Annotated in this window: 4 protein-coding genes; 3 read left to right on the forward strand and 1 reads right to left on the reverse strand. The window is 51.9% G+C overall.

What is annotated here, in order from left to right; all coding sequences use genetic code 11:
• The first annotated feature begins 394 nt into the window (after positions 1 to 394).
• Genes B036_RS34070 through B036_RS0103105 form a run of 3 tightly spaced genes read left to right on the forward strand, consistent with a single transcriptional unit; the run spans position 395 to position 10,976 of the window.
• Entirely contained in the window at positions 395 to 4,222 is a 3,828-nt protein-coding gene (locus B036_RS34070) for a hypothetical protein (RefSeq protein ID WP_211217364.1), read from the forward strand.
• A gap of 49 nt (positions 4,223 to 4,271) precedes the next feature.
• Positions 4,272 to 7,646: a T9SS type A sorting domain-containing protein gene (locus B036_RS0103100; RefSeq protein ID WP_020567227.1), complete on the forward strand. Its 3,375-nt coding sequence runs from the start codon at positions 4,272 to 4,274 to the stop codon at positions 7,644 to 7,646.
• Between the two features lie 9 nt (positions 7,647 to 7,655).
• Positions 7,656 to 10,976 carry a gliding motility-associated C-terminal domain-containing protein gene (locus B036_RS0103105; protein WP_026231634.1) on the forward strand — a complete coding sequence of 1,107 codons (3,321 nt, stop codon included), beginning with the start codon at positions 7,656 to 7,658 and terminating at the stop codon, positions 10,974 to 10,976.
• A 300-nt stretch (positions 10,977 to 11,276) separates the two neighbouring features.
• Here B036_RS0103105 and B036_RS0103110 read toward each other — a convergent pair.
• Positions 11,277 to 12,293, reverse strand: a 1,017-nt coding sequence (locus B036_RS0103110; protein ID WP_026231635.1) for a T9SS type A sorting domain-containing protein, incomplete at its 5' end; no start/stop codon positions are given.

Below are 12,293 nucleotides of genomic sequence, written 5' to 3' on the forward strand. Positions count from 1 at the left end.
CAGGCTCACTATGCTTTAATCCCATTGTTTGGCACCTGCGGCCGCGCCTATAATTATCGACGACATGAAAACTACTGCCCATTACCTATTTAGGTTAACACTCTTGTATTTATTGGTTAGCAGCACGGTCCTATTTGGCCAATGCGCCCCGGGAAATACGTTTTTACAAAGTCAAGCGGACGTTGACAGTTTTGGTGCTACGATTGCAGGGTGTAGCCATATTCTTGGCTCAGTATCGATTAGGGAAGACATGGGGCCAGTTGATAATCTTGACGCTTTTATCGGAGTCGAAATGATAGATGGCAATCTAGACATACAAGGTTTAGGCGGATTAAGCTCTCTGAACGGTTTAGACAATCTAGCGTACGTTGGTGGAAGCCTGAGATTATCAACCTTGCCTCTTATCAACTCACTTACGCCACTTGCTTCGGTAGCGCATGTGAATAATCTGTTGGTGTTAGTAATGGATGGTCTTATCGACTTGGATGGATTACAAAACCTCACACAAGTTGATGGCTTTGTCTTTATTGTTGAAAACGAAAACTTACAGAGCCTGCACGGTGCGGACAACATATCAACCATTCCAATTGAGCTACGGGTTGCCGATAACCCGACACTATTGACACTTTTTAATTCTTCTGCACTTTTGCAGGCAGGCGCAATAGTTATCGACGGGAACGAGCTATTACTGGACATGCTTGGGTTGGAAGGAGTCATGACGGTTGATGGTAACCTACTGATCAGGAACAATGATCTGTTATCCGATTTAACCGGATTAGGAGCCTTGGAGAGTTGCGGGAACATGAATATCCGACTAAACGGCGGCTTGAATAATTTTTCCGGAGCCGTTAATTTAACAACGATCAACGGGCCGCTAAGCGTCAATTTTAACGCTAGTCTTTCCTCCCTTGAAGGGCTAGATCAATTAACGACGGTCAGCGGACCCGTAGGAATAAACTTTAATGCCAATCTTACTAGCCTGGAAGGTTTAGATCAACTGACCACGGTTAACGGTAACCTTACCATTAATTCAGCACTACTCAGTGATGCATCCGCTTTGGTTAATTTGAGCACCGTCCAGGGAGAACTGAGCATCACCAATACGAACCTTACGTCTCTTGAAGGCTTTCGGAACATCGATCCGGCGGGGCTAACTTCCCTCTTGTTGGAAGACAATGGATTCCTTACACGATGTGCCTACCTGAACGTTTGTTCTTACCTCTCTTCCGGTGGAGCTAACCTGATATCCGCCAATAATGGTTCCCAGAACCCGGCAGGTATGCAGGCTGGTTGCCAATCTGCTGTGGAGATAACTTCCATTTGTAGCTCCTGCACCTCCTTTGATCCTCAGATAACGCTTGGTGCCTTCGACGAAATGTTCGGCAGCTGCCTGGCGGAGCTTTCGTTCATAATGTCAGATTTATCGGGAACAGCGTCCCTTGTCATAACCACCAACGCTGGAGCTTTTGGTTTTCAAAGTACGCCGGGAGACTTGACGGCGGCATTCAATTTTGACAACTCTGAAGTAACCTTCACCCCCGCTGACGGAAATACCACCATCAGCTTTGGTGGGTACAACGATGGTTTTGGTACTTTCTTCATCGAATTATTGGACCCGGCTGCCCCATCACCCGTGATTACCATTACGGCTTTAAATGAGATGGGCGAAGAGCTGTGTTTCTTTACTTATACCTATGAATGTTCGCAAGAAGGAAACGAGTCATGCGCCGACGACTTCACCCTCACCGAAACCGGGGGCGATCAATGTTGTCCCTCTCTCTCCTACGCCAATACCGGCAGCGAGGCCGTTTTCGGCGTCAGTTTCATATTGACCGGCGGCGTGGTTTTCGACCCGGTGGTCACTGCTTTTCCCGAAGGGTACGTACCAGTGGACTACAGCTCCAGCACCCGTGTCCTCGCCCTAAGCAGCGAGGAAGCACTGCCCGCCAGCGTCGAAGACCTGCTTGATTTCTGCATGCTCAACGTCAATGACTCTGAACAGCAACTCATAGTCGATTACCTCGGCGCGAACCTGCGGACGGTACTCTGCTCCGACACCCTAACCTTCAACTGCCCCATCCAAAACTATTGCCTCGACGTAGCCTCCGACACCCTCGTCTGCGCCGAAGACGGCTACCGCCTGCAAATGAACGTAGTCGTTCCCGACAACAACTACACCGACGACGTGGGCCGTGTAAAGGTCGTAGTTCCCGGTATAATGGATCCCATTATGTACGACTTCCCGATGCCGCTCACCGCCGGTGAAAGCTTCGGAATTGACACCTTGCTCAATCTGCCTGATCTGGTTGCCGGCGACACCCTCAAGGTGCTCGTCACCGCCCACGACGGGCCGGAGGAGCGGCTTTGTTGCTTTGCGGATTCGTTGTGTCTGGAGGTGCCTGATTGCGCTTCTTGTGACGGTGCTACCATTACCTTTGATCCGTCGGAGGACGAGTGCTGTTGGAGCTATTTTATTACTTTTCCAAACTCGCCACCGGACATCGATTCTGTCTGGTTTCTTTTTCAGGAATTTACTGGGGCTGATTTCCTGCTAACAGAACTAGACAATCCCGGATGGCAGCGTATCACGATAACGCCCGGAGAAGAGTACGCTTACATTCCCATAGGAACTCCAGACTTAACGACTCCGCTACAGCTACTCGAGATATGTACTACGCCTGGCGGCGATAATGTGAATGCGCTGATTTCCTACGCCACGTTTAATCGAGCCACGAGGGAACGCCTCTGTAATTTTACGGGCGGAGGACTTCAGGAAGCTTGTCCAGCCAAGCCCTGCGACTCACTCGCTGCCACCCTCCAATCAGCCCCGGACACCCCCTGCGCCTACGATCTCTTCCTAGACAACACTTACACCACCGACCCCGACCTAATCACCTCCGTAACCGTAAACATCATCAGTGGCCCGGAACCAAACTTCTCGGGCGCCAACCTAATCCCGACCGCCCCCGGCTGGGATTTCGCCACCGGCAGCGGCGGCAGCTACACCCTGAACCCGGCCGACGGGGCGATGCCGCTCGGCACCGGGCAGCAAGTGTTTCGGTTTAATATTAAAGAGTCTTTCAGTGCGGACAGTACCTACGTGGAGGTTGCCTTCCTTTCCGGTATGGACACACTCTGCCGGGACACGGTGGTGGGAATTTGCCCGGGCTGTATCACCATTCCGGAGGAAGAAATACTTTGTGATGAAGACCACCACCTCTACCGCTTCACCTTCATTAATCATTCTCCCTACCCAGTAAACGCTGTAAGGATACTAGAGACGGATACACCCGGTATGGACGTACTACTGAACGCTCAAACGCACTTCCTGGGCGTAATGGTGCCGGTGGGCGGCACTTACACCGGCTTTTTACCCGTGGAGTTTATGGACAATGGAGACGGGGAGTTATGTTTTGACATCGTCTTGCGCCAGGTGGTAGACGGGGAACTGCCCATCAACTGCTGCTTCGCGACCTACTGCGTGGAGGTCTCCGATTGCTCCGGTACGCAGCCGGAACGCTGCGTAGAAAGAGCCGGCGTACCGACACCGGACAACTGCCCGCTGGAGTATCTGCCCGTCTGCGGCTGTGATGGGATTACCTACACCAATATCTGCTTTGCGCAGGATCGGGGCGTTGTCAATTACACCCAGGGGCCATGCCCCACCACCCCGCGTCCATTTCCCAATTTTCCAATTGATGGTATTGAGATCCTCGACGGTACGGTAATCATTAGCACGCCTATTCCCTTTCCCATTCCAGACGGGCAGCCTAATTGGCACGGCTACATTCTTCAGCGGCTGCGGACCTCGGATGATACCTGGTGGCAAGTTGCCGCCACCACCGTTGCCGAAGATGACATTATCCGGCTGGTGGACAGCGACCCGGCTGCTGGTGATCAGACTTATCGCCTCCTTGCCGTCACCATTTTCGGAGAGCCCTTTCTTAGTGAAACGGCTTCCATCGATGTACCCGCCAGGCGGGCGGGCATTACCCTTTCTCCGAATCCGGCGACGGGTGCCGTTTGGATCACCAGCGAATACGAAGGCGCGGCGACCATCGAAATCATCTCCGTCAAAGGGCAACGGAGTTCTTCCGTGATCGCAAACTTTGCCGGTACACCCGTACGCCTGGACCTGGGCCAGCGTGCTGCTGGTGTACATACGGTGGTGGTGCGGTTTGATGATGGGCGCTGGGGGAGTAAAAGGGTAGTGGTGGAATGATGGATTATCCCCGAATTGATCGTATCGTAGACCCTTTAAATTTTTAGTTTTGCGAATCTTAATCCTTTTACTACTTCTCCTGCCCAATCTAATTGCCGCGCAGTGCCCGGCTGGTTCAGTTTCCCTGAATAGCCAAGCAGAAGTTGATGCGTTTAACCAAACCTATCCGGGGTGCCATAAGATTGACGTGACGCTTTTTGTGGAGGAAATCTCTGCTCCAATTTTCAACCTGGATAGCTTGTACCGTATTGACACAATTACCGAGGGACTCATCGTAAGAAACATCCCCGCACTGGTTGACCTGAACGGGTTACAGAGTCTACGGTTTGTAGGGCGAGACATCAGACTCCTCGGGCTACCCAATGTCACTAATCTTGATGCACTTTCGAATGTAAATCATTGTGGAGAAGACCTTTCAGTCGCAGACATAGGAAAAATAACGGACTTATCTTCCCTATCGGCCTTATCTGAAATTCCCGGCGATTTAGTAATTATCAATAATCCAGAGTTAACATCTTTAGGAGGCCTGGAAAATATTATAACGGTAGGGGGGGCAATGAGCGTGTCTGGTAATGTCAAGCTTTTTGACATTACGGCGTTGTCAAACGTAAGCTCAACCGGAGGTATGCTGAGAATCGTTGGAAATCCCGTGTTGACCAACTTAAGTGGGCTGGAGGGAATCAGTTCGGTGGGAGGAGAAATTTTACTCGCAAACAATGATCTACTAACCAGCCTGGCTGGAGTGAGAAACGTCGCTGCAGCCTCTTTTTCTGTGCTCACCCTCGTGAATAACCTCAGCTTGACGGATTGTTCCTACGATAACATTTGTGAACACTTGTCGGGAGGAGGTACTCATCAAATCAGTTTAACCAACGGGACAAGTAATGCCCCCGGGTTTCAGGAGGGATGTCAGACCGCAGTTCAAATTATTGAAGGTTGCGAGGTAGCGCCCCAGGAGGAGTGCGGTGCTCAGCTATTCGGAGCTGACGCACAATTCTGTCAACCTGTCTATAGCTACGAAAACGAATCTGGTGATCCAATACACGGAGTTGCCTTCAGGATCAGCGGAGCTGAATTCAACCACGATGATATATTTTGGAGCATGGAAGTTGAGCGACCAAGTTTCTCTTCTAATTCGATACTGTTAACAGCACCCGATCTAGCAGAATTACCAACTCTGCTGAGTGATTTTGTGGGTCTATATTTTCAAAACGTTGTCGCCAGCCCAATAGAATTGATCGTTGAATACCGTGACAGCACTTTGGAGGGTGTCATTTGTGCTGACACTTCGTTACTAAACTGTCCAGTTCCAAATTATTGCCTAGAAGTAGCTGCTGATACCCTCGTCTGTTCGGAGACCGACCCGGGCTACCGCCTGCAAATGAACGTCGTCGTACCCAACGACAACTACACTGACGACGTGGGCCGCATCAAGATCGCGGTCCCCGGGCTGGCACCAATTATGTACGACTTCATGCCTGCGCTGACCGCCGGGGAAAGCTTTGGTATCGACACCCTGCTGACTGGTATCGGGCTTACCGCCGGGGATTCCCTGAAAATCCTGGTTACCGCCCACGACGGACCGGAGGAGCGGCTGTGTTGCTTCGCGGATTCGTTGTGTTTACCCATCCCCGAATGTATTGATCCTTGTGAAGAACTGGACGCTCAGGTCATTTTTCAACCGAGTGAGTCTCCAGATGCAAGCGAGTGTTGTTTCGATGTAGTAGTCATCAATAACACGGCATCACCGGACCTTTTCGATTCCTTGTCCATTGATCTTTTTTTTCCAGGGGGTCAATTCCCAAGCTTTTCGCCTGTTTCGAATCCGATATGGAGTTTTTCATTACTTGGCTCCAATCCTTTTTCCTGGCAATTTTCGGGGAATCCACCTACTAACGGCGGAATGCCTGAAGTGATCGCTTCTTTCTGTATTGATCGTACGGAAGAGGAGGTGTTCTTTGAATACTCCACCACTTTTATCGATACGGATAGCGGTGAGGAATGTGCTCTGGCAACAGAAGTGGTTAGTTGCGACCCGCTCCCCGTAACTTGCGATTCTATCTCCGTCACCCTCGCCGTTAACGAAACTGACAGCTGCTGCTACTATTTGGTCTATGAGAATAGTTTGCCGGAAGGGACGATTGACTCTGTTCAGATCAATCTCTTTGAAGGCCCTTCATACGCTTTGGATAATTTTATTCTGACCAATAATTTTGCCTTTAGCCTCCTCAGGGAAAACGGAAGAAGTGACATAACCCTTGGTCCTTTCCCCATCTTCAATACACCCATCGCCCCCGGAACCGACACCCTCCTCCAGTTCTGCCTGGACCCCGCCCACCCCCTCGACTCCACCCGAATAGCAATAAACACCTTCCTCAACGGCGACGTAATGGAACCCTGCCGAGACACCCTCGCCGCCCTATGCCCAGCCCCTGACCCCTGTGATTCCCTGGCCGCCTACATCCTCCCCGACGAAGACGAACCCTGCTGCTACAACGTCTTCCTCGACAATACCTACGCCAATGAGGACGACCCACTGCAGTCCGTTACGGTTAACCTGGTCGGTGGGCCAGCGGAAGAATTCTTCGGATTTTCCCGGATTCCCGTCGCTCCGGGCTGGGCTTTTGCGAGCGTCGAAGAGGAACGCCGTCGGTATACCCTCACGCCATCCGGAGCCAACGTCCCAACGGGGCTCGGGCAGCAGGTCTTTCAGTTCTGCGTAGCCGAAGACTTCAGCACCGATTCGACCTACGTGGAAATTGCCTGGCAGACGGCAACGGATACGATCTGTGCGGATACGGTAGCGGCCATTTGCCAGAATTGTCTGGCGATCGAGGAAGAGGAATTGGGTTGTAACAACGGGCAGCCAACGTACGCCTTCACCTTCACCAATTATTCCGAGATTCCGGGCAATACCATCAGGGTAATATACACGGAAGGCGTTCCTGAGGGAATTGAAATGCCCGAAACCATCACGCTGATGGAGATGGTCGGGCCGGGCGAGACCTACTCCGGCACCCTGCTTATTGACCTCAATAATGATCTGGAGGGGCAGGAAGTATGCTTCGATATAATCCTGGAACAGGTATTGCCCAATCAGGCAGCGATCAGGTGTTGTTACGTTACGCACTGCGTGGTATCGTTGGATTGTGGTCCCGGTAATTTTGCTCCTGACGGTGGCGAGGTTGCTATTCTGGCGTATCCAAACCCTGCTAACGGAGCGGTGATGTTGGCGAGTAATTACCTGGGCCTAGCTAAGGTTTCTTTACTGTCCTTTACGGGGCAGAAGGCGGAAATTCTGTCGGTTGAGTTTGTGGGTATGCCGGTGCCGGTGGCCCTGGGCAATCGTCCTTCCGGGGTATATACCGTGCTGGTTCAGTTTGCGGATGGTCGCCAGGGTGTCCGCCGAATCGTCATCAAATAGATCCGGACAATGCAGCACTCTATTGCTCCTCTACCTTTACTTTGCACCTGCGGCCGCGCCCTCATTCGGTTCATTATTTGGGCGCGGACGCTGGTGCAGTGGAAGGATGAAAAGAGCAAGGGGTGGGGCCCATCCATCGTGCTTGTCCTGCTGCTGGTGAGCGGGAATTTACCCGCCCAGAGCTACGACAACTGGTACTTCGGTGATTCCTGCCACGTACAATTTGGCTTGAACGGTCCGGTAATTATTGACACCGGTAACCGGCCGCATTTCGCCCGCACCGGCACTGCCTCCGTCTCTGACGTTCAGGGCAACCTGCTGTTTTACTCCAACGGAGTGGAGGTACGCGACGGCAACATGAACCTGGTACGAGACAGTCTTCGCGGCACCGGGACGCCCGCCATGCCCGCCGTTGCCACCCCCGTGCCCGGTCAGCCGGGTAATTACTTCCTGTTTACGACCAGTCGCTTTACCAATACCTTCACCGAACACGACAGCGTCTTCTATTCGCTGGTTACGACTGCCGGCGGCGTCACCGTCCATGATCCTGTTTTTTTTGGCGACAGCGTTAATCATAAGGTGCTTGTCATCCCGCACGACAACGGGCAGGATTACTGGGTCATCGCCCCGCACGGCGGCAACCCCGACCAGGGTGCCTTCTACACCGCTTTGATCGCCAATGGTACCGTCAGCCCTCCCGTCGTTCAGTATTTCGACCATCCTTACGGCACGGACGGGAGCTTTGGCGATATCCGTGCTTCTCCTAACGGTCGCCTGATCGCCTCGGCCCGGAACACGAGTCGGATCGACCTGATGAGTTTTGACCCGGCTACCGGTGAGATGGCCTGGCTGAAATCCCCGCTAATGGATTATCGCCTCGCCGGCCTTGAGTTCAGTCCGGACGGTTGCGACGTTTATGTAGTCGGTAATGGTGCAACCTTTAGTCCGGGGGATGACTTTCCCGGTCGGCTTCTCCGCTACCGCATCGGCCTTAATGAACTCGAAGAGCTGGAAATCCCGGGGGCCTTTCCCTTTAACTTTCAGCCGGAACTCTCCGGCCTCCAGCGGGGTCCCGACGGCTGGTTGTACTTCGCTAATCAGTTGGCCAACGCCGTTGGCCGCTTTGACCCTACAGCTCCCGACCCCTTCGCAACGGTCGATGCTACCTTCCTCCAGTTCGGACCGGGTACCGGTCAGGTACAGCTCGGGCTGCCGCATCCCTTACCGCGTATGCTGAACCTAAATACGGGGATTGGCTGCGAGATCAACTGTGAACCGCCGGTCTGTAACCAAACCTCCGTTCGTTTAGTACCGACGGAGGATGGTTGTTGCTACCGCCTCTTAGTAGACAATGAGTTTGCCTCCGATCCGGAACTCTTGCAGTCGTTGACCATCGGGCCGCTTGACGGGCAATCCATTAGTTATTCCGCAGTAGACTTGTTGCCACAACCGCCCGGTTGGTCCGTAACCATTTTGCCGGGCAGCCAGTTTGCTGCGGTTGGCACTGCCGACACCTTGCCGCAGGGCAACGGTTTTGAACTGCTTACCTTTTGCCTGGAGGAGGCACCGGCTACCGCTCCGGTAAGCCTGGTAGCCGAATGGCGGTCTGCTGATCAGGTGCTTTGTACCGACACCGTTGCGGCTACTTGCTACGGTTGTCTGGAGATCGTCACTGATTCTCTGGGCTGTGGGACGGACGTTATGGAATACAGCTTCAGCTTTGTGAACCACTCGCCGTACCCCGTGAACACCGTTCGTTTGCTGCCGCCGGAAGGCGGCGGGGCGGATATTTTGCTCTCCGAAGAAACGATTACGCTGACGGAGGAAATACCGGTAGGGGGCACTTACTCTGGGCGGATTTCCGTGTCTTTTCTTGATGTGGACGGGGATGGAGAGTTTTGTTTTGACGTAGTGTTGAGAAGGGTTGTATCGAGCCTGAATATAAACGTCAACTGCTGCTACGCAACGCATTGCGTTACCGCTGAGAATACGGTCTTGTTGGGTGGAGTATCATTGCTGGATGCTTTGATTAACGTTGCTCCGGCACAGGCGATTAAGTGCGACCCTGCAACGGTTGAACTGACGGCAACGATAACGGGCCTACCGGCGGGTGCGGAGGAAGAGGTCACTTGGTCCGGGCCAAATAGTACAGCTTTGTTGCCGCCACTCAGGGGACCGTCCGTTTTAGCCATTGAGGCAGGTGTTTTTCTGGCTACCTACCGGGATGTTTTTGGATGTATCGTGGAGGATTCCGTTTTAGTTGCTGAAGACAGGAACCCGCCGAATGCCGTTTTGGCGGATAGTATAGACCTCACTTGTGAGGATGTGTTGCAGCTTGACGGTAGTATGAGCTCGCCCCCTGATCTTGAATTTGTCTGGACAGCCCAGGGAGGAGGGACGATACTGAGTGGTGTAAATGGGGCGATGCCATTTGTTGAAGGGGTAGGGATTTATCAGCTGATCGTTGTCAACCCTGAGAACGGTTGTAGGGACACGGCGCAGACCGTCGTAAATGCTGAAGAGTTAACGCCCGCTTCATTGCCGGAAGATATTTCGGACTGTTCCGTTCCACAAATCATTACGGGAAACTTACCGCCCGGGACGGAGGGAAGTTGGTCCGGCATAGGTGACGACCTGGCAGAATGGTCTGCCGACGGCACAACGGTAACCGTAAGCAACCTGGGAGCTGGGTTTTCGCTGGTTTGGACGCTATCTGCGCTTGATTGTCCGGAATACAGTTCGGATACTATTTTACTAAGTAGTGGGCTACAACTTGTCGCGAATAACGACACCCTTAACAGGTTTAACGGTGAGGGATTTGGATCCGTTAACTTGCTGGATAATGACGAGCTGGTGGGTGAGGTAACTATTAGGGTGATCAACGCCCCCGAATTTGGGGTTTTTAACCTGGAACCTGATGGACTTTTTACGCTGCAAATTGATCCTTGCCTAATGGAAGAAACCTCGATGAGGTATGAAATTCGAAGTGCTGATTGTGATGCCTTGCTTTCAACAGCTACACTATTTATTCGCTCAACTTTGGGCAACGCCGAAATAGTTTACAATGCTATTTCCCCTAATGGGGATGGGATGAATGACCTGTTTGTCTTTGATCAGATTGAGCGTTGTCCGGTAATGTTTCCCGAACGAGAGATCATCATCTTTAATCGATGGGGAGATATTCTTTTTGAAGCCAGACCCTATAATAATGATTGGGACGGAACCAATGCTCAAGGCGTCCCAATACCGGAAGGGACTTATTATTATGTATTGCGGTTGGATGTTGGGGAGGGAGCTGTAGTGCGGGGGGATGTTACTGTTATACGATAGCTTGAGGTTGGATAATAATACGTTCAGGAACTGGAAAACAAAGGAAAGACCCAAGAGAAAGGGAGTTACAGCAAACCGCTGTAACTCCCTGATACTCCTGAAAAGATTTTGACTTCAATAATGAACTGGTTTAAACTTTTCATTCTCGACCTTATCCGCGCCCTGATGATAACTAGCGTCGTTGCGAAAATCCTCGTTTAGACACGCTCTTAGCTATGGCTAAACTCCGGTTTTCGCGCCTAGCCAGTAATCATCAGGTCTGCGGAGCGGCCAGTTCAGGAAAGTTTAAACCAGTTCAGTTTACATTTTTACAATCGGGGTTTTTAAACTTTTTCCCTGAACGGTCAGATCAAGGATATAGGTTCCGGAGAACAGTTTTGAAACATCTAAAGTGATCAGTTCTGCTTGAGAGAATGCTCGATTTATCATTAGCTGCCCATTAATGTTAAAGAGGCGAACCTGAATATCTTTTACAGTCTGCTCGAAGTCAATTCTCAATTCATCCTGAACTGGATTCGGATAAAATGATAAACCGACAATATTTAAAGCGTTAGTTCCCGTAATGATGTAGGTAATACATTCAGAAGTAACGCTTTCAGAACAATTCTCGGCCGTAATAACTACAGCATAGTCTCCGGATACCGTTGGAGTAAAAATTGAGTCAGTCTCTCCGGTGATTTCTGTTCCATCACAAGTTATCCATTGGTAACTTACTCCAGTTGCATTTGCGGTTAAGGCCCCATCAGCTTCAGTTACTGAAGCATCTATGGTTTGATTTATGCCAAATTCCGCTATCAGCGCATCAATGTCCCCCGGGGTACACTCGACGGTGGTAGTGCCCTCAACGGTTTCCTGGCAATCCTTGGAAAGGGTATAGCTGTAGGTGCCGTAGGGGACATCGGTGAAAGCAGTAAAGCCGCCGGTGACCAGGGTCTGGTCGTAGGACAGGTCGTCATTGTAGAGGCGCACGGTTACACCGGTAGGTGGGAAGCCAATGCCGCCCGGAGGCGTCAGGTTGATGAACAGGTCGTTGGTGGTGCGGTTAATCCCGAACGCTGCGACCAGTGCGTCAATATCCCCCGGGGTACACTCGACGGTGGTGGTACCCTCAACGGTTTCCTGGCAATCCTTGGAAAGGGTGTAATTGTAAGTGCCGTAAGGGACATCGGTGAAAGCAGTAAAGCCGCCGGTGACCAGGGTCTGGTCGTAGGACAGATCATCATTGTAGAGCCGCACGGTTACGCCGGTTGGCGGGAAGCCAATGCCGCCCGGAGGTGTCAGGTTGATGAACAGGTCGTTGGTGGTGCGGTTAATCCC

The organism is Neolewinella persica DSM 23188 (genome assembly GCF_000373105.1).
GTDB lineage: Bacteria > Bacteroidota > Bacteroidia > Chitinophagales > Saprospiraceae > Neolewinella > Neolewinella persica.